We start from the raw sequence: 16781 nt of genomic DNA on the forward strand, positions 1-16781 counted from the left end.
AAACATGCAATTACAATTTTTAGGAACCGGAGCCGGTCAGCCATCCAAGGCTCGCAATGTGTCCAGTCTTGTCCTCAAGCTGTTGGAGGAAATCAATGAAGTCTGGATGTTTGACTGCGGTGAGGGAACCCAGCACAAGATCTTGGAGACGACGATTAAACCGCGCAAAATCAGCAAGATTTTCATCACGCATCTGCATGGCGACCATATTTTTGGCTTGCCGGGCTTTCTATCCAGTCGTTCTTTTCAGGCTAATGAAGAGCAGACGGACCTAGAGATTTTTGGTCCCAAAGGCATTAAGAACTTTGTTCTGTCTAGTCTGCGCGTGTCTGGTTCTCGTCTGCCTTATCGGATTGATTTTCATGAGTTTGATGAAGATAGTCTGGGCAAGATTCTTGAAACGGACAAGTTCACAGTTTATGCGGATAAGCTGGATCACACAATTTTCTGTGTGGGCTATCGGGTGATGCAGAAAGATTTGGAAGGAACGCTAGATGCGGACAAGTTGCGGGCAGTGGGCGTTCCCTTTGGCCCCCTCTTTGGTAAAGTCAAAAATGGTCAGGATATCGTCCTAGAAGATGGTACCAAAATCATCGCAGCCGACTATATCTCAGCTCCTCGTCCGGGCAAAACTATTGCTATTCTGGGTGATACTCGGAAGACTGCTGCCAGCGTCCGTCTGGCAGTGGCAGCAGATGTGCTGGTCCATGAAGCGACCTATGGCAAGGGAGATGAAAAACTTGCCCGTAATCACGGTCATTCTACCAATATGCAAGCCGCAGAAGTAGCCAAGGAAGCTGGTGCTAAGCGCCTCCTGCTCAATCATATCAGTGCTCGCTTTCTAGCCAAGGACATCAGCCAAATGCGTCGCGATGCAAGTGCTGTCTTTGAAAAGGTTCATGTGGTCAAAGACTTGGAAGAGGTGGAGATATGAGAACCATCATCATCACAGGGGCTAGCGGTGGACTGGCTCAGGAAATGTTTAAGCTCTTGCCCCATGACCGACTGATTTTGGTCGGACGGAGCAAGGCTAAGCTGGAAAAACTATATGGAGAAAGGGAAAATCTTGACCTAGTGGAGCTAGATATCACAGATAGCTCAGCTTTGGAAAGATTTGCTGAGCGGATTGACAGTCAGTACGACCACGTAGATGTCCTAGTCAATAACGCTGGCTATGGGATTTTTGAAGAATTTGACAAAATCAGCTCAAATGATATCGAGGCCATGTTTGATGTCAACACCTTTGCCCTGATGAACCTGTCCCGGATCTTTGGAGCTCGCATGAAGCAGGCAGGTCAAGGACATATCGTCAATATCGTTAGTATGGCCGGCCTCATTGCCAGTAGCAAGTCCAGTCTTTACTCAGCGACTAAGTTTGCGGCTATTGGTTTTTCCAATGCCCTACGTTTGGAACTCCTGCCTTTTGGGGTCTATGTCACGACAGTGAACCCAGGTCCTATCAAAACTTCCTTTTTCGATCAAGCGGATCCTGACGGTTCCTATGTAAAAGCAGTGGATAAGTATATCCTTGAGCCTGACTTTGTAGCGAGCAAAATTGTCAGCTCCTTTGGCAAAAAGAAGCGGGAAATGAATCTACCAGGGATTCTCAATCTAGCTCACAAGCTTTATACCCTTTTTCCAAGAATTGCCGACAAGATGGCAACCGATATGTTTAACTATAAGTGAGGTCTCATGACAGCTAATCTACAAGCCTACAAAGCTCATCTGCAGGCGCCTTGGGGCAAGCTTCAGTATGATATTGTTTTTGCCTTTCTAGAGTCGCTGAGGGGCCAGAAAATCCTTGATTTCGGCAGTGGTTTTGGAATTGTGGCTGATTTTCTAGCGAAAAACAACCAAGTGACCGCCATCGAGCCTAGTTCAGAAATGATTTCCGAGCGCAAGCAGAACTTTTCCTATGAGCAATTGCAAGGCAGCTTGGAGCTTCTGCAAAAATTACCTGACCAGTCTTTTGACGTCATCGTTTGTCATAATGTTTTAGAGTATGTATCTGCCCCTGCTCTTTATTTAACAGAATTTTCCCGCCTCTTAAAAAAGAGCGGCAAAATTTCTCTGGTCAAGCATCACGAGGTTGGGCGCATTGTGCATACAGTGGTTTTTGAAAATGACCCAGAAAAGGCCCAGCAGCTTTTAGCGGGGCAGGAATATCAAACTCACAGTATGGGGGCTGCTAAGGTTTATCAGGTTCAGGAAGTTATCTCAGGTCTTCCATTAGAAGTTGAAGATTATCAGGGAGTACGAATTTTTTACGGGCTGCAATCCAATGACTACAAAGCTGCCCCTGACTGGGCTCAAAAGATGCTTGAGATGGAGCAGGCTGTCTGCAACCAATCTCCTTATCGAGACATCGCTGCCTTTCAGCATGTTTGGCTAAGGAAGGATAGAGAGATTTAAAATGAGAGGATTTACATGAAATTTTTAAAGAAACAAAAGGATTATTATGCTTTATGTTACATTTATAATTGGTTGGTTTTACTAATAGGTCCTCCTTTGAGTTTTTTTGCCTTAATTCTACTTGCTTTTGGTTTTGGTCAAGCATTTAGTACAGGTCAAACTTCTTCTTTAGAGTCGGGTATACTATTAGGTTTTCTTTTTTTAGTTTTGATTGGTATTTATGGGATTTTTTACCTTGTAATGTGGTTTAAATCACTAAGAAACTCGTTGAAAACGGGAAAATCATCTTTTTTTGCAGCTCCAATTAGTTTAATAATGACGATGATATGTCAGCTGCCTGTTTTTATTCTTATCTGCAAGGGGTTTAACTTACTTAGTCAATACAGATCAGAAATATTTCTAGGTCAACTTTACTCTGTGTTGACATTTTCTCTTTATCTCTATTGCCAGTATGGGAGAAAAGGAAAGAAAAGCAATAAAATTCTATATCTTTCCCAAGTTATTAATTTTTTACTAGTTTTTCTTCTAACATATCGAGTTTACTATCCTATATTTTTAAAATAATCTAGTTTGCAGATCTTTTAATAGAAAGTAGTAAGAAAGGCAGATTGTCGTCTTTCAGATTGTTTGCCTAGTCAAGACCTAAATCGAATGAAAAAGTGTTCATTTACATCTTAAACAAACCTCGTAAGGAGAAAGATTGATGCAAATGAGAGAAGTCGTAGGGTCAGGACAGCCAGTCAATTATGCCCTGCTCAGCCTTTTTCAATATATCGTCTCCATTATGCTAATTCTGGTTCACTGCCAGAGACTTTTTGAAAATGAAGCTCTACATTTTATTCAGAAGAGTATGTTTGGTCGCATGGCAGTGATGTTCGTTTTAATTTCTTTAGCCTATTTTTTCCGAGTACACTGGAAGCGAGAGCCTTATGCTGGGAAATTGCCTCTGTATATTAAAGGCATTTTAAAGGTCTATGGCTTTTGGAGCTTGGTCTATCTCCCCTATGCTTTGACTTACTTCCAATCTCTGCACTTGCCTCTCTACCTAGCTCCGCTGGCTATTTTAGCAGCGCTCTTCTACATCGGAATGAGTTACCAGCTCTGGTATATCCCCGCCTTTCTCTTAGGCTTGCTGCTGGTCCATTTTTTGTATAGGAAGTTGGGTCCCAAGAAAACATTTGTTCTTTTACTGGTTCTCTACGCCTTAGGTGCTATTGAGACATATCACGCCTATCTGTCGCCTAGTCTGCTGACAGACTGGTATGATGCTTATGCCAAGCTCTTTTTCACTAGCAGGAATGGCCTCTTCTATACGCCCATTTTTATCTATTTAGGCTACTTTCTAGCTGATTACGGGCAGATAGCCTTATTTCAGAAGAAACGTTGGCTGTCTCTTCTGTTGGCAAGTCTTTTCCTAGTAGGCGAAGGAGTACTGGTTTACATCAGGCAGGGACTGGATAAAAATTTTTTCTTTGCTCTCATTCCCTTTACACTTTTCTTATTCAATTGGCTGTTAAAAACTCAGTGGAAGCGTGAAAAAAACTGGCGACGTTTAAAAGATCTAAGTATCCTTTATTTCTTCCTCCATCCTATCTTTATTGAGTTATCTTTTTTTCTGCTCAAATCCCAGCAGCTGACCAAGTGGGAAAATGGCCGTTGGGCCTTCCTTCTGACGATTATCCTGACCCACCTGACATCAGAGTTGGTGATTCGATGGCGAGGGAAAAAAACAGAAAAGAAGTGAAAGTTTAGTTTTTGAAGAAAATCATATAGAGCGTTAAGAGCAACTATCAATTTTGAATAGAATTTAGCTATAAAACATTTCAAAGGAGTTCCACATGCTTGAACGTCTACAGCAGCAGTTAGCTTTTACCAATGAGCTGGAAAAACTGAAAGCCACTCATCGCAACAATCGGACCTTGGACGCTTATCGTTTTGAGAATTCTGCTGAGCATAGTTGGCAGGGTGCGCTCATGGCGCTAGTCTTTCGAGAATATATCCCCGAAGAAGTCAATCTGGAAAAGGTCATGTCTATGTTACTGATTCATGATTTGGGAGAAATTTATGCTGGCGATACCTTTATCTTTGACGATGTAGGCAGGAGCGATTCTTACGATAGAGAGTTGGAGTCCTTGAAAATCAGTTTGGACAAGCTACCATCAGATCAGCAGGAATCCTTTTTAGAGCTTTGGCAGGAGTTTGAGACTGGCATTAGCATAGAGGCTAAATATGCCCGAGTGTTGGATGCTCTGGTCCCTCTGCTCAATCACTTGGAAGTCGCTCAGCCCTATGACAACCCTCATGGCTTGACTAAGTCGCAGGTCATCGCAAAGAAATCCTTTATTCAAGAAACCTCTGAAAGTCTTTGGGGATTAGCTCAGGAAGTTATTGATAGAAGTGTTGCTAAGGGACTTTACCTGGATGAATGAGGCTTAGGAACTTGCTCGCAGATAGAAAGTTTGAGACTGGTTGAACCAGTCTTTTCATGTTATAATATTCAGACAAGATTGAACGGAGAAAGTGTTTCACTTATCATGATTAGCTCAAAATATGACTGGCAGTTTGCCACTAATTTTACAGACGAAAATTTTTTAAAAAAGGCTAAAAAAGCTGGATTAGAACCTGCCGCTGCTAGTCTCCTTTACCAAAGGGGTGTGCAGACTGAAGAAGCTTTGCAGGAATTTTTGGAGCCTAGTTTAGACCAGCTTCACGACCCTTATGATCTGCATGATATGGAGCGGGCAGTGGAGCGCATTCGCTCAGCGATTGAGAATTACGAGCAGATTTTGATCTATGGCGATTATGATGCAGATGGAATGACCTCGGCATCGATTGTCAAGGAAGCCTTGGAGCAACTGGGGGCTGAGTGTCAGGTTTATCTGCCCAATCGCTTTACGGACGGCTATGGTCCTAATAGCAGTGTTTACAAGTATTTTATTGAAAATCATGGGATCTCGCTCATTATTACAGTGGATAATGGAGTGGCGGGACTTGAAGCTATCGAGCTAGCCCAGTCTCTGGGCGTGGATGTTATCGTGACGGATCACCACTCTATGCCTGAGGAGCTGCCAAACGCCTATGCGATTGTCCATCCGGAACATAGCGGAGCGGATTATCCTTTCAAGCATTTGGCTGGCTGTGGGGTGGCTTTTAAGCTGGCAACAGCCTTGTTGGAAGAAGTCCAAGTCGAACTTTTGGACTTAGTTGCCGTTGGTACCATTGCTGATATGGTCAGTCTGACGGGGGAAAATCGGATTTTGGTTAAATATGGCCTTTCCGTCCTCAAAAATACCCAGCGAGTAGGACTTCAGGAACTTTTCAAAATTGCAGGCATTCAGCCAGACGAACTGGATGAAGAAACGGTTGGCTTTCAGCTTGCCCCCCGACTCAATGCCTTGGGACGATTGGATGACCCCAATCCAGCGGTTGAGCTTTTGACTGGCTTTGATGATGAAGAAGCTCGTGACATTGCTCTCATGATCAACCAGAAAAATGATGAGCGCAAGGAAATCGTCCAGCAGATTTATGAAGAAGCACAAACCATGCTGGATCCTAAGAGACCAGTGCAGGTGCTGGCTAAGGAAGGTTGGAATCCTGGAGTGCTAGGGATTGTCGCTGGGCGCTTGCTGGAAGAGCTGCACCAGCCAGTCATAGTGCTCAATATTGAGGATGGCATCGCTAAGGGCAGCGCCCGCAGTATTGAAGCGGTCAATATTTTTGATGCCTTGGACAGTCATCGTGACCTTTTTGTAGCCTTTGGCGGCCATGCTGGAGCAGCTGGTATGACTCTTGAAGCAGACAAGCTAGAAGAGTTGTCTGATATTTTGACAGCTTACATCTCAGACAATGATTTGGATTTGACTGGCAAAACAGCCCTGTATTTAGATGAGGAGTTGTACTTGCCAGAACTAACCCTGGATACACTCAAAAGCTTTGAAAAACTGGCGCCTTTTGGTATGGACAATAAGAAGCCGCTTTTTTACCTCAAGGATTTTAAAGTGGACAATACTCGGACTATGGGAGCTGGCAATAGCCATCTCAAGCTAAAAATTTCTCAGGGAGATGCTACTTTTGAAGTAGTAGCTTTTGGGCAAGGAAGCCTGGCGACAGAGTTTGCCCAAACCAAGAATCTGGAGCTGGCTGTCAGCCTCTCTGTCAATAAATGGAATGGACAGACCAGTCTCCAGCTCATGCTGGTAGATGCTCGTGTGGACGGTGTTCAGCTTTTCAATATCCGCAGCAAAAATGCGACGCTGCCTGACAAGGTTCCAGTCTTGCGTTTCACAGAAGAGCTGCCAGATTTGACAAATAGCAGAGCGGTTGTGGTTTATGACCTGCCTGATGATTTGCAGGTTTTGAAGAAGATTCTTCAGTCTCAGGATTTTGAAGCGATTTACTTTAAGAATGAGATTGCCAAGCCATACTATCTGACTGGTTATGGCAACCGTGAGCAGTTTGCAAAACTCTACAAGACAATCTATCAGTTCCCCGAGTTTGATGTACGCTATAAGCTCAAGGACCTAGCAGCTTACCTGAAAATTGACCCAATTCTCTTGGTCAAAATGATTCAGATTTTTGAAGAGTTGGGCTTTGTCAGCATCACGGAAGGCGTCATGAAGGTCAATAAAGAAGCAGAAAAGAAAGAAATTGACAGCAGTCACATTTACCAAGACCTCAAGCGCCTAGTCAAAGAACAAGAACTCATGGCACTGGGCACAGTGCAGGAGATTTATGATTATTTGATGGAGAGATGAGATGGTATAAGGCTGAGCCAAAGTCTTGCAAAGGAGAACATTTTAGATGAATGAAATTATCCTGAGTTTTAAACCAGAATTTTTTAAAGCTTTGCTAACAGGAAAAAAGCATTTTGAATATCGTTCAAGGATTCCTGAAAAAGAAACGGTAGCTTATTTATATCTTTCTTCACCCGCTAAGATGATTGTTGGGAAAATGGTTTTAGGTCAGCGTAATAAGATCCAAGACTTTTTAGAAAATTCAGATTTAGCAAATAGTAGTCGTTCATATTTGGAAAACCATTTGCAAGAAGGTGCTAAGTATTTTTCTCCAATTTACTCCCTATCTCTTCTTGACTCGCCTATATCATTAAAACAAGCTAAAGAATTATCTCCGAAATTTAACGCTCCTCAGGGGTATAGCTATGTGACAAATTATAAAGAATTGCATAATTTTCTTGAAAACTCTGTATTTTCAACATTTGAGATTAATCCATCTAATGGTTTGGACTTATTAGGCTTATTTTCGAAGGATATTGTAAAAAATTATGAACAAGGGATATCAACACCTCTTTATTTAGAACAATACATCTAATTTTGACTTGCCTAGAAAAAACGATTATAAAGAATAACCAACTCTAGGTGGTCTATAAATGAATGAAACATACTTTTTCAAATTAAATAACCTATCCCCTTAAAAAGTAAGTTTTCTGTTACCATTTGGAGGAAAAAGTGATATAATAGAGAGTAAAAAATTTTTTTGAAAGAAAGTATATCATGAATTTAAAAGACTACATTGCAACAATCGAAAATTATCCAAAGGAAGGCGTGACATTCCGTGATATCAGCCCGCTGATGGCAGACGGAAATGCTTATAGCTACGCTGTTCGTGAGATTGTTCAATATGCTACAGACAAGAAGATTGACATGATCGTTGGACCGGAAGCTCGTGGCTTTATCGTGGGCTGTCCAGTTGCCTTTGAGTTAGGAATCGGCTTTGCTCCAGTCCGTAAGCCTGGCAAGCTTCCTCGTGAAGTTATCTCAGCCGACTATGAAAAAGAGTACGGTGTTGATACCCTAACCATGCATGCCGATGCTATCAAGCCAGGTCAGCGCGTTCTAATCGTAGATGATCTCCTTGCGACTGGTGGAACAGTGAAGGCAACGATTGAGATGATTGAGCGCCTTGGTGGTGTAGTAGCTGGCTGTGCCTTCCTTATTGAGCTGGATGAGCTCAAGGGTCGCGAAGTTATCGGCGATTACGACTACAAGGTTCTGATGCACTATTAATACATAGTTTCTAACTATATCTAGTTAGAGAAAAAGTATAATTGAAAACTATATCTCCTTTCAGTATAATGAAAGTACATTGGATAAACAAAGAATAGGCTGGAAAAGTATTTCCAAGCCTTTCTAACGATTGAAGGAGATATTTTCATGCCAATTAAGATTGATAAGAAACTGCCAGCTGTTGACATTTTAAGTTCTGAGAATATCTTTGTCATGGATGACGATAGGGCGGACCATCAGGATATCCGCCCTCTGAATATTCTGGTACTCAATCTCATGCCCCAGAAAATGGTGACGGAGACTCAGATACTGCGCCATTTGGCTAATACCCCGCTGCAGTTGACTATTGACTTCCTCTACATGAGCTCTCATCAGTCTAAAACGACACGCGCAGAGCATATGGAGACTTTCTATAAGACTTTTGATGAGGTTAAAAATCGCTATTTTGATGGCTTGATTATCACTGGTGCGCCAGTAGAACATCTGCCATTTGAATCGGTGGACTACTGGGAAGAGTTCCAGCAGGTGATTGAATGGTCCAAGACCCATGTCTTTTCGACTCTGCATATCTGTTGGGGAGCTCAGGCTGGACTTTACGCTCGCTACGGCGTGGACAAGCACCAGATGACGCGCAAATTGTCGGGTGTTTATAGCCAGTCAGCTGACAGCAGCAACCTGCTTTTCCGTGGCTTTGACGATGAGTTTTATGCGCCGCATTCCCGTCATACCGAAGTTCTGAAGGAAGATATTGTTAATCTGACCAATCTGGAAATTCTCTCATATGGTGAAGATACCGGCCTCTCCGTGCTGGCTAGCCGAGACTTGCGAGAGGTGTATAGTTTCGGTCACATGGAATACGACCGCGATACTCTATCTAAGGAGTATTTCCGCGATTTGAAGGCAGGAAAGAATCCACATATTCCAGAAAATTATTTTAAAAACGATGATGTCCATACGACACCGGCCTTGTGCTGGAGTTCGGCCGCTGCACTCTTTTTCAGCAATTGGGTCAATTACGCTGTCTATCAGGAGACACCTTTCGACTGGGAGAGTCCTGAAAATGATGTATCGTTTTTTGCTTATCTATAAGAGGTGACATGACTTATTTATCAGCTTTTAAATCGGGCAATCTTGTAATCCCGAGTGCCCTTCTTTTGCATTTTAAGGACATCTTTGATTCCAGCGATGATTTTTTGGTCTGGCAGTTTTTCTATCTGCAAAATACGACTTCTCTGGAAGAGCTGGCGCCTAGTCAGATTGCGGAGAATATTGGCAAGACCCTGACGGAAGTCAATCGCTCTATGTCCCATCTGACGGAGAAAGGTCTCTTGCAGTATAAGACCATTGAGCTCAATGGAGAGACAGAGGTTATCTTTGATGCTTCGCCGGCTTTGGAAAAGCTGGATGAACTGCTGGCAGCAAAAAGCGGTCATCAGACTGTAGCAAAGGCGCCTCAGAATGTCTTGAAAGATTTGGTGGAGACCTTTCAGCAGGAGTTGGGCCGTCTCCTGACACCCTTTGAAATTGAGGACTTGACCAAGACTGTTCAAGACGACAAAACCAATCCTGACTTGGTCAAGGCTGCCCTTCGTGAAGCTGTGTTCAATGGCAAGGCCAACTGGAAGTATATTCAGGCTATCTTGCGCAATTGGCGTAAAGAAGGTATCACCACACTTGCTCAGGTAGAAGCCAAGCGGGAAGAACGTGAAGCAGCTAATCCTCAAAACGTGACAGTTTCAGATGATTTCCTCAATGCCATGAATTTGTGGAAGGACTGACTTTATTTGATTTACAGCGGCCTGTTAGATATGACAGGCCCTTGGTTTTATAAAAAAGGAGAAAAGTATGACGTATCAATTGCCAAAAGTCTGGTCTGCTGCGGACAGCGACCAAGGGAAATTTTCAGGTATCAATCAGCCTACTGCTGGCGCACGCTTTGAGCAGAAGCTTCCTGTCGGTAAAGAGCCTTTTCAGCTTTATTCACTTGGGACTCCAAATGGGGTCAAGGTGACGATTATGTTGGAGGAACTACTGGCAGCAGGGGTGACAGAGGCAGTCTATGACCTCTATAAGATCAGCATCATGGATGGCGACCAGTTTGGCTCAGATTTTGTGAAAATCAATCCCAACTCCAAGATTCCGGCATTGTTGGATCAGTCAGGTCATAAGCCGATTCCTGTCTTTGAATCAGCAAATATCCTGCTCTATCTGGCAGAGAAGTTTGGAAAGCTGATTCCGTCAGATTTGTCCGGTCGAACTGAGGTGCTCAACTGGCTCTTCTGGCAGACAGGAGCGGCGCCCTTCTTGGGAGGCGGATTTGGTCATTTCTTTAACTATGCTCCAGAAAAGCTAGAATACCCTATTAACCGCTTTACGATGGAAGCCAAGCGACAGCTGGATTTATTGGACAAAGAATTAGCCAAGAAAGCTTATATAGCTGGAGATGACTACAGTATTGCTGATATTGCTATCTGGTCTTGGTATGGGCAGTTGGTGCAGGATAAGATCTATCCAGGCGCAGCTGAGTTCTTGGATGCCACCTCCTACAAACACTTATCTGCTTGGGCGGAGAAGATTGCAGCTCGTCCGGCAGTCCAGAGTGGTTTAGCTGCCGAGTATCAGGAAATCAAATAAAAAAGTGATGGGCAGGACACCCCATCATCAAGTGGCGAGACAAAATCAGTTTATCAACAGGCTGATTTTTCTTTCGTTGCTTTTTTTATACCCTTAAAAATGATATACTGAATAGAAGAATGTTTAGAAAAGAGTAAGCAATGCAAAAAAAGACTATTTCCCAGCGCTTGGAGCGAGTGGCTGCTTTTGTGCCGGATGGGGCAAAGTTGCTGGATGTTGGGAGCGATCACGCCTATCTGCCTATTAACCTGATTCAGGAAGGACGGATTGAGAAGGCTCTGGCCGGTGAAGTGATAGAGGGGCCTTTTCAGTCTGCCCAGAAAAATGTGGCAGAGCATGGGCTGACGGAGCAGATTGAGGTTCGCTTGGCCAATGGTCTGGCGGCTTTGGAAGCAGAAGATCAGATCGACACCATCGTTATCGCTGGCATGGGTGGTCGCTTGATTTCAGAGATTTTGGAAAATGGTAGAGCTAAGCTTGGATCTATTTCCCGCTTGGTTCTGCAGCCCAATAACCGAGAGGATGAGCTTCGCAGCTGGCTGGTATCTAACGGCTTTCGTTTGCTGGCTGAGGAAGTCTTAGAAGAATCTGGTAAGTTTTACGAAATCTTAGTGGCAGAAGCTGGCCAGCAAACTTTGACAGAGCAAGAAAAGCGTTTCGGACCTTTTTTGATGAAGCAACAGTCACCTGCTTTTCAGCTAAGATGGCAGAAAGAACTGAAGAAACTTGAAGGAGCTCTAGTTCATATCCCAGAAAAAAATGAGCTGGAACGCTCTGCTATGTCTCAAAAAATCGAAAGTATCAAGGAGGTGCTCCATGCTAGCAAGTAAAATCATCGCCCGTTATGAAGCCTACTGCCCGCAAGAACTGTCCATGGAGGGCGACATTTCTGGCCAGCAAATCGGGACTTTGGATAAAGAAGTAGCCAAGGTTCTAGTGGCGCTGGATATTCGTGAGCAGACAGTGGCGGAGGCTATTGAGGCAGGTGCTGGACTGATTATCGTTAAGCATGCGCCTATCTTTCGCCCTCTTAAGGACCTAGTGGCGGATAAGGCGCAAAATCAAATGATTTTAGACCTCATCAAGCATGATATTGCTGTCTATGTCAGCCATACCAATATTGATGTCGTGGAAGACGGGCTAAATGACTGGTTCTGTCAGCTTTTAGAGATTGAGGAGACAAGTTTTCTCAGTCAGACGGGGCCAGATCACGGTATTGGTCGCGTGGGGAAGATTGCTCCTCAGACCTTTGGGGACTTTGCGGCTAAGGTCAAGGCAAGTTTTGGACTAGATAGTTTGCGTATGGTCACTTATGAAGAAGCAGACCTCGAACGCGTCATTGAGCGTGTGGCTATCTGTGGTGGCAGCGGTCAGTCCTTTTATTCGGAGGCCATTGCCAAGGGAGCGCAGGTCTACATTACAGGTGATATTTACTATCATACTGCTCAGGAAATGCTGACAGAAGGTCTTTTGGCGCTGGATCCTGGACATCATATCGAGGTTCTTTTCACGGAAAAATTAAAAGAAAAGCTTGACACTTGGAAGGCAGAAGAAGGCTGGGAGATTGAGATTCTGGCTAGTCAGGCTTCGACCAATCCTTTCCGGCATATTTGAGAGGGAGCGACATGAAAAAAGTAGCAGTGATTGGAGCTGGGATTGTTGGCTCAACAGCCGCTTACTATCTATCCAAATCCCCAGATGTGGAAGTGACTGTCTTTGATGATGGCAAGGGGCAGGCAACCAAGGCAGCCGCTGGCATAATCAGTCCATGGTTTTCCAAACGTCGTAACAAGGCTTGGTACAGGATGGCTCGTCTAGGCGCTGATTTTTATCAGGATCTGATTGCGGATTTGAAAGCGGCTGGTATCCAGACAGACTTTTACCAACAGACAGGTGTTTATCTGCTGAAAAAGGATGAAAGCAAGCTGCAGGAACTTTATGATTTGGCTGCTAATCGTCGGGAAGAGTCGCCCTTAATAGGGGACTTGAGTCTTCTCAGCAGTCAAGAAGCCCAGAAGAAATTTCCAGACTTGCAAGGCTTTGAGCGACTTCTCTATGCTTCTGGCGGTGCCCGTGTGGAGGGAGCACTCTTGACGGAGACGCTTCTGAAAGCCAGTAAGGCAGAACTGGTTGAGAAAAAGGTAAACTTGACAGTAGAAAGAGAGCAACTTCTTGTGGACGGACGCAGCTTTGACTGTGTTATCTTAGCTGTGGGGGCTTGGCTGGGAGAAATCTTGCAGCCACTGGGCTATAAGACAGATGTTCAGCCGCAAAAGGGACAGCTGTGTGATTTTAAGCTGGCTGAGCAGACGGATGATTACCCTGTTGTTATGCCTGAGGGCGAGCTGGATATCATTCCCTTTCTGGCAGGCAAGGTCAGCGTCGGTGCCAGTCATGAAAATGATCAGGGCTTTGATTTGACGGTAGATAAGAAAGTGCTGGATCAATTGCAGCAAGAAGCAGAAGCTTATTTGCCAAGGCTGTCTAAAGCAGAGATTTTAGGCGAGCGCGTGGGAACGCGGGCTTATACCAGTGACTTTGCGCCTTTCTTTGGGTCTGTTCCAGACTTGCCGTGTGTCTACGCTGCCAGTGGATTAGGATCTTCTGGTCTGACAACTGGCCCGCTCATCGGACGTCAATTGGCTCAGATGGCTCTAGGAGAAGCGGGGGTGCTGAATCCAGTTGACTATCCTATTGAGAGGTATGTGGAGAAGGTTTGATATGACAGAAACTATTTTGAATTGGGTCAATATTTGTGTGAAAAAAGATGAAGAAATCCTACTGCTTAATCGCCAGCATGATAACTTTAAAGGGTGGATACAACCAGGCGGGAAGGTGGAGTTTCCAGAATCTTTCTTCGAAGCTGCAAGGCGCGAATTAAAAGAAGAAACGGAGCTGACTGCTCTAAACATGGAATTGAAGGGGATTTCAGGCTTCACTAATCCGAGTAAAAAAGAACGGTATGTGTATTACGATTTTCTTTGTACTGCCTTTGAGGGGCAAGTCAGGGGAAACGCTCATGAAGGAGAGCAAAAATGGTGGAAGATTTCCGAACTTGACCAAATAGATATGCAGGACGACATACGTGAACGTCTGCCTCTCTACTGGCGGAAAGGATCTTTTGAGCGGATTCATTACTGGAATGAGGAAAAACACTGTATCGGGGAAACCAAGACGATTTTGTATGATTGATTTTAGAGGATAAGGAGAAGTTATGGACTGGTTACGATCGCAGCCTGTGGTTATGCAGGCATTCTTGGCTGGGCTTTTTACATGGGGGTGTACTATTGTAGGCTCAGCTGTTGTATTTTTCTTTAAAAAAGTCAGTCGCAAGCTGCTGGATATTATGATGGGCTTTGCGGCAGGCGTTATGATTGCGGCTTCCTTTTGGTCGCTTCTGGCGCCGTCGATTGAATATGCCCAAAGTTCTTATGGCAAGCTGTCCTGGCTGCCGGCAGCGATTGGTTTTTTAGTGGGAGGTTTTTTCCTGCGGCTGATTGATGCGGTGGTGCCTCACTTGCACTTGAGCAAGGATATTTCGGAGGCTGAGAGTGTTTCTGAGCATAGCCGCAAGAAGCTATCCAAGACAGCCCTGCTCTTCTTAGCCATTACCATTCACAATTTTCCAGAAGGTTTGGCAGTCGGAGTAGCCTTTGGTGCTTTGGCCGCCAATCCTAGTCCGGAAGCCTTTGTCGGCGCGATTGGCCTAGCTTTGGGAATTGGCCTGCAGAATGTTCCAGAAGGAGCGGCTCTGTCCATTCCGATTCGGACGGACGGCAAGTCTCGGCTTAAAGCCTTTTACTGGGGTTCCATGTCTGCGATTGTAGAGCCAATCGGGGCTGTTCTTGGGGCAGTTGCTGTTATGGCCATGACGGCGATTCTGCCCTATGCCCTATCCTTTGCAGCAGGCGCAATGGTTTTCGTGGTGGTAGAGGAGCTGATACCGGATTCGCAAACCAATGGCAATACTGATGTGGCGACTTTGGGTCTCATGGTGGGCTTTGTTCTCATGATGGTCTTGGATGTGGCTTTGGGTTGATGCCAACTTGGAATCAAAGAGCGGAAGAAAGCGGAATTTCCGCTCTTATTCTTTTATTTAAAGGTAGTGAAAAGGATGACATCCGCTTTCAAAAATGGTAGAATAAGGAGAATACATTAAGAGAGGAAACTCATATGAAAGGTATTATTCTTGCAGGTGGTTCTGGTACACGTTTGTACCCATTGACCCGCGCTGCGTCAAAACAGCTCATGCCGGTTTATGACAAACCCATGATTTATTATCCACTGTCAACTCTTATGCTGGCTGGTATCAAGGACATCTTGATTATCTCCACTCCGACGGATCTGCCTCGTTTTGAGGATCTGCTGGGAGATGGCTCTGAGTTTGGTATCAAGCTCTCTTATGCAGAGCAGCCAAGTCCGGACGGGCTGGCACAAGCCTTTATCATTGGGGCTGATTTCATTGGAGATGACCGCGTGGCGCTGATTCTTGGGGATAATATTTACCATGGACCAGGTCTGAGTAAAATGCTCCAAAATGCTGCTGCTAAGGAAAAAGGAGCAACTGTTTTTGGCTACCATGTCAAGGATCCAGAACGCTTTGGTGTAGTAGAATTTGATGAGAATATGAATGCTATTTCCATCGAAGAAAAACCAGAACAGCCGCGCTCTAACTATGCAGTGACAGGACTGTATTTCTACGATAATGATGTTGTAGAGATTGCCAAGAATATTAAGCCAAGTCCTCGCGGAGAACTGGAAATCACTGACGTTAACAAGGCTTACTTGGATCGTGGCGATTTGTCTGTTGAGCTTATGGGACGTGGTTTTGCCTGGTTGGATACAGGTACCCACGAAAGTCTCTTAGAGGCAGCTCAATATATCGAAACAGTTCAGCGGATGCAGAACGTTCAGGTGGCAAATCTAGAAGAAATTGCCTATCGTATGGGCTATATCACTAAAGAGCAAGTGCATGAATTGGCGCAGCCATTGAAAAAGAATGAGTATGGCCACTATCTCTTGCGTTTGATTGGAGAAGAATAAGAAAATGACGGAACAATTTTTTGATAAGGAATTAGCAGCGCGTGAGGTTCCTGGAATTCCAGGAATGATGGAGTTCGATATCCCTGTTCGTGGGGACAACCGAGGCTGGTTTAAGGAGAATTTCCAAAAGGAAAAAATGCTGCCGCTAGGCTTTCCTGAAAGCTTCTTTGCAGAAGGAAAACTACAAAATAATGTCAGCTTTTCTCGTAAAAATGTCCTGCGTGGTCTTCATGCTGAGCCCTGGGACAAGTACATCTCTGTTGCAGATGACGGCAAGGTGCTGGGATCTTGGGTAGACCTGCGTGAAGGTGAGACTTTTGGCAATACCTACCAGACAGTAATCGATGCCAGCAAGGGGATTTTTGTGCCACGTGGCGTCGCCAACGGCTTCCAAGTCCTTTCTGACACCGTTTCTTATAGCTATCTGGTGAATGACTACTGGGCTTTGGAACTCAAACCGAAGTATGCCTTTGTCAACTATGCAGACCCAGCTTTAGGCATCCAGTGGGAAAACTTAGAAGCAGCAGAAGTCTCAGAAGCAGACAAGAACCATCCATTACTCAAGGATGTCAAACCTCTAAGAAAAGAAGATTTGTAAAAAAGAATTCTTTTCTGATGCATTAATTAATACTGAAACATATGATTAAGCTCAGCTCCTATCCGAGCGAA

General features: G+C 44.5%; 19 protein-coding genes. All 19 read left to right on the plus strand.

Annotation, left to right across the window (positions count from 1 at the left end; all coding sequences use genetic code 11):
• The first annotated feature begins 4 nt into the window (after positions 1-4).
• Positions 5-934 (plus strand): ribonuclease Z, encoded by a 930-nt coding sequence (gene rnz, locus HMPREF9380_RS05685; RefSeq protein ID WP_002933361.1) that lies wholly within the window; start codon positions 5-7, stop codon positions 932-934.
• On the plus strand, positions 931-1686 hold the full coding sequence (locus tag HMPREF9380_RS05680; protein ID WP_002933362.1) for an SDR family NAD(P)-dependent oxidoreductase: 756 nt from the start codon (positions 931-933) through the stop codon (positions 1684-1686). The genes rnz and HMPREF9380_RS05680 overlap by 4 nt, the downstream gene beginning before the upstream one ends.
• A 6-nt stretch (positions 1687-1692) precedes the next feature.
• Positions 1693-2412, plus strand: a complete 720-nt coding sequence (locus tag HMPREF9380_RS05675; RefSeq protein ID WP_002933363.1) for a class I SAM-dependent methyltransferase — start codon at positions 1693-1695, stop codon at positions 2410-2412.
• A gap of 15 nt (positions 2413-2427) precedes the next feature.
• Entirely contained in the window at positions 2428-2976 is a 549-nt protein-coding gene (locus HMPREF9380_RS05670; RefSeq protein WP_002933366.1) for a hypothetical protein, read from the plus strand.
• Positions 2977-3115: 139 nt separating this feature from the next.
• Positions 3116-4156 carry an acyltransferase family protein gene (locus HMPREF9380_RS05665; protein ID WP_002933368.1) on the plus strand — a complete coding sequence of 347 codons (1041 nt, stop codon included), beginning with the start codon at positions 3116-3118 and terminating at the stop codon, positions 4154-4156.
• A 94-nt stretch (positions 4157-4250) separates the two neighbouring features.
• Positions 4251-4841 carry an HD domain-containing protein gene (locus tag HMPREF9380_RS05660; RefSeq protein WP_002933371.1) on the plus strand — a complete coding sequence of 197 codons (591 nt, stop codon included), beginning with the start codon at positions 4251-4253 and terminating at the stop codon, positions 4839-4841.
• A 105-nt stretch (positions 4842-4946) separates the two neighbouring features.
• Positions 4947-7166, plus strand: a complete 2220-nt coding sequence (recJ, locus tag HMPREF9380_RS05655; protein WP_002933372.1) for a single-stranded-DNA-specific exonuclease RecJ — start codon at positions 4947-4949, stop codon at positions 7164-7166.
• A 46-nt stretch (positions 7167-7212) separates the two neighbouring features.
• Entirely contained in the window at positions 7213-7740 is a 528-nt protein-coding gene (locus HMPREF9380_RS05650; RefSeq protein WP_002933375.1) for a hypothetical protein, read from the plus strand.
• A gap of 182 nt (positions 7741-7922) precedes the next feature.
• A complete protein-coding gene (locus tag HMPREF9380_RS05645; protein ID WP_002897341.1) occupies positions 7923-8435 on the plus strand; it encodes an adenine phosphoribosyltransferase in 513 nt (170 codons plus the stop codon).
• A 147-nt stretch (positions 8436-8582) separates the two neighbouring features.
• On the plus strand, positions 8583-9524 hold the full coding sequence (gene metA, locus HMPREF9380_RS05640) for a homoserine O-acetyltransferase MetA (RefSeq protein ID WP_002933379.1): 942 nt from the start codon (positions 8583-8585) through the stop codon (positions 9522-9524).
• 8 nt (positions 9525-9532) lie between these two features.
• The gene (locus HMPREF9380_RS05635; RefSeq protein WP_002933382.1) at positions 9533-10213 is read left to right on the plus strand and encodes a DnaD domain-containing protein; all 681 of its coding nucleotides are present in this window, start codon (positions 9533-9535) and stop codon (positions 10211-10213) included.
• 67 nt (positions 10214-10280) lie between these two features.
• A complete protein-coding gene (yghU, locus tag HMPREF9380_RS05630; protein ID WP_002933384.1) occupies positions 10281-11069 on the plus strand; it encodes a glutathione-dependent disulfide-bond oxidoreductase in 789 nt (262 codons plus the stop codon).
• Between the two features lie 140 nt (positions 11070-11209).
• Entirely contained in the window at positions 11210-11899 is a 690-nt protein-coding gene (locus tag HMPREF9380_RS05625; protein ID WP_002933386.1) for a tRNA (adenine(22)-N(1))-methyltransferase, read from the plus strand.
• Complete coding sequence (locus tag HMPREF9380_RS05620) at positions 11886-12683, plus strand: Nif3-like dinuclear metal center hexameric protein (RefSeq protein WP_002933388.1); 798 nt, start codon at positions 11886-11888, stop codon at positions 12681-12683. The genes HMPREF9380_RS05625 and HMPREF9380_RS05620 overlap by 14 nt, the downstream gene beginning before the upstream one ends.
• A gap of 11 nt (positions 12684-12694) precedes the next feature.
• Positions 12695-13789: an NAD(P)/FAD-dependent oxidoreductase gene (locus HMPREF9380_RS05615; RefSeq protein ID WP_002933390.1), complete on the plus strand. Its 1095-nt coding sequence runs from the start codon at positions 12695-12697 to the stop codon at positions 13787-13789.
• Between the two features lies 1 nt (position 13790).
• A complete protein-coding gene (locus tag HMPREF9380_RS05610; RefSeq protein ID WP_032907343.1) occupies positions 13791-14261 on the plus strand; it encodes an 8-oxo-dGTP diphosphatase in 471 nt (156 codons plus the stop codon).
• A 22-nt stretch (positions 14262-14283) separates the two neighbouring features.
• Positions 14284-15108: a ZIP family manganese transporter TmpA gene (tmpA, locus tag HMPREF9380_RS05605; RefSeq protein ID WP_002933395.1), complete on the plus strand. Its 825-nt coding sequence runs from the start codon at positions 14284-14286 to the stop codon at positions 15106-15108.
• Between the two features lie 134 nt (positions 15109-15242).
• The gene (gene rfbA / locus HMPREF9380_RS05600; protein WP_002897349.1) at positions 15243-16112 is read left to right on the plus strand and encodes a glucose-1-phosphate thymidylyltransferase RfbA; all 870 of its coding nucleotides are present in this window, start codon (positions 15243-15245) and stop codon (positions 16110-16112) included.
• Between the two features lie 4 nt (positions 16113-16116).
• Complete coding sequence (locus HMPREF9380_RS05595) at positions 16117-16710, plus strand: dTDP-4-dehydrorhamnose 3,5-epimerase family protein (RefSeq protein ID WP_032907346.1); 594 nt, start codon at positions 16117-16119, stop codon at positions 16708-16710.
• The last annotated feature ends 71 nt before the right edge of the window (positions 16711-16781 follow it).

It is taken from the genome of Streptococcus sanguinis SK49, assembly GCF_000212815.1.
Classification (GTDB): Bacteria; Bacillota; Bacilli; order Lactobacillales; family Streptococcaceae; genus Streptococcus; species Streptococcus sanguinis_C.

Bases quoted from the DNA above. Each gene is read 5' to 3' on its own strand.
- rnz (WP_002933361.1), top strand. From the start codon at position 5: ATGCAATTACAATTTTTAGGAACCGGAGCCGGTCAGCCATCCAAGGCT.
- HMPREF9380_RS05680 (WP_002933362.1), top strand. From the start codon at position 931: ATGAGAACCATCATCATCACAGGGGCTAGCGGTGGACTGGCTCAGGAA.
- HMPREF9380_RS05675 (WP_002933363.1), top strand. From the start codon at position 1,693: ATGACAGCTAATCTACAAGCCTACAAAGCTCATCTGCAGGCGCCTTGG.
- HMPREF9380_RS05670 (WP_002933366.1), top strand. From the start codon at position 2,428: ATGAAATTTTTAAAGAAACAAAAGGATTATTATGCTTTATGTTACATT.
- HMPREF9380_RS05665 (WP_002933368.1), top strand. From the start codon at position 3,116: ATGCAAATGAGAGAAGTCGTAGGGTCAGGACAGCCAGTCAATTATGCC.
- HMPREF9380_RS05660 (WP_002933371.1), top strand. From the start codon at position 4,251: ATGCTTGAACGTCTACAGCAGCAGTTAGCTTTTACCAATGAGCTGGAA.
- recJ (WP_002933372.1), top strand. From the start codon at position 4,947: ATGATTAGCTCAAAATATGACTGGCAGTTTGCCACTAATTTTACAGAC.
- HMPREF9380_RS05650 (WP_002933375.1), top strand. From the start codon at position 7,213: ATGAATGAAATTATCCTGAGTTTTAAACCAGAATTTTTTAAAGCTTTG.
- HMPREF9380_RS05645 (WP_002897341.1), top strand. From the start codon at position 7,923: ATGAATTTAAAAGACTACATTGCAACAATCGAAAATTATCCAAAGGAA.
- metA (WP_002933379.1), top strand. From the start codon at position 8,583: ATGCCAATTAAGATTGATAAGAAACTGCCAGCTGTTGACATTTTAAGT.
- HMPREF9380_RS05635 (WP_002933382.1), top strand. From the start codon at position 9,533: ATGACTTATTTATCAGCTTTTAAATCGGGCAATCTTGTAATCCCGAGT.
- yghU (WP_002933384.1), top strand. From the start codon at position 10,281: ATGACGTATCAATTGCCAAAAGTCTGGTCTGCTGCGGACAGCGACCAA.
- HMPREF9380_RS05625 (WP_002933386.1), top strand. From the start codon at position 11,210: ATGCAAAAAAAGACTATTTCCCAGCGCTTGGAGCGAGTGGCTGCTTTT.
- HMPREF9380_RS05620 (WP_002933388.1), top strand. From the start codon at position 11,886: ATGCTAGCAAGTAAAATCATCGCCCGTTATGAAGCCTACTGCCCGCAA.
- HMPREF9380_RS05615 (WP_002933390.1), top strand. From the start codon at position 12,695: ATGAAAAAAGTAGCAGTGATTGGAGCTGGGATTGTTGGCTCAACAGCC.
- HMPREF9380_RS05610 (WP_032907343.1), top strand. From the start codon at position 13,791: ATGACAGAAACTATTTTGAATTGGGTCAATATTTGTGTGAAAAAAGAT.
- tmpA (WP_002933395.1), top strand. From the start codon at position 14,284: ATGGACTGGTTACGATCGCAGCCTGTGGTTATGCAGGCATTCTTGGCT.
- rfbA (WP_002897349.1), top strand. From the start codon at position 15,243: ATGAAAGGTATTATTCTTGCAGGTGGTTCTGGTACACGTTTGTACCCA.
- HMPREF9380_RS05595 (WP_032907346.1), top strand. From the start codon at position 16,117: ATGACGGAACAATTTTTTGATAAGGAATTAGCAGCGCGTGAGGTTCCT.